This is a genomic window from Fulvivirga lutimaris (assembly GCF_009711525.1).
GTDB lineage: Bacteria > Bacteroidota > Bacteroidia > Cytophagales > Cyclobacteriaceae > Fulvivirga > Fulvivirga lutimaris.
Map to the genome: position 1 here is coordinate 1 of NZ_SMLV01000061.1, position 946 is coordinate 946.

The following is a 946-nucleotide window of genomic DNA, read 5'->3' on the forward strand; positions in this document are numbered from 1 at the left end:
GACTATTGCTCCCTGATCTTCCAATATCTGAGAAAAGGCTTCGATTTTTACATCATCTCCATCCGGATCTATGCCAAAAATAGTTTCACTCACTACTTCACCGGCTTCAACACAAATGTCTTCAGGTATGATCAGCTCAGGCCTTTCATTATCACAGTCCTCAACTATAATCTGCATATCTCTGGTTACAAAACCAAGTTGAATCCATTCGCCATTTTTAAAGCGATATTCTTTGACAATAAAAGCAATGTTGTACTCCCCTATTTTTCCTGGTGCATTCCACTCTATCTCTCCGGTTATAGGGTCAATTTTAAAATCTGGAGGGCCATCAGCTGTCTCATTTCCTGCATTGAAATTTTCATAGAAGGATTGGTCTGCCGGTGATATGTAGTTAGCGACTTCTGCTCCCACATCCTTTTTAGGAATTACTAACTCAAAAGCTATACTATCTCCATCAGGGTCATAAGCTCCTGGGTTATGATAAAAGGCTACATTAGGGCAGGCCCTGTCAATGGGGGGAATGAGCAATACTGGGGTGTTGTTGCAACCTAAAGCGACATCAATCCTTATCTCTGTTTCTATATAGAATCGAGTATTTAATGAATTACCATTTTCTATATTCAAAACCCCTTCATTCCTATTTGATTCCACATAGCTAATAGTAAACCTGCCTGTAGAGCCATAAGTATGTCTAATGGTAAATGCGACTTTGGAGACATCCTGTCCAAGATCTTCATTGAAGGGTTCGCTTCTTGTAGTACCATCTTCGCCATAAAAAAGATGAATGTTGTTTGGAATTTCATTGGGTAAGAGAAAAAATTCATCCGGTTCATTCTCATCACCAAACCTTAGCTCACCGTTTCCAAAACTTGCATTACCAGTTTTGCTATCTGTATAAACAATAATTGTAATCTCGAAAGTTAACCCACTACAGTTAACCCTTTTT

At 38.9% G+C, this 946-nt stretch carries 1 pseudogene; it reads right to left on the reverse strand.

The annotated features are described in order from the left end of the window. Positions 1–946 (reverse strand): annotated as a pseudogene (locus E1140_RS21180) (gliding motility-associated C-terminal domain-containing protein); the annotation flags it as partial.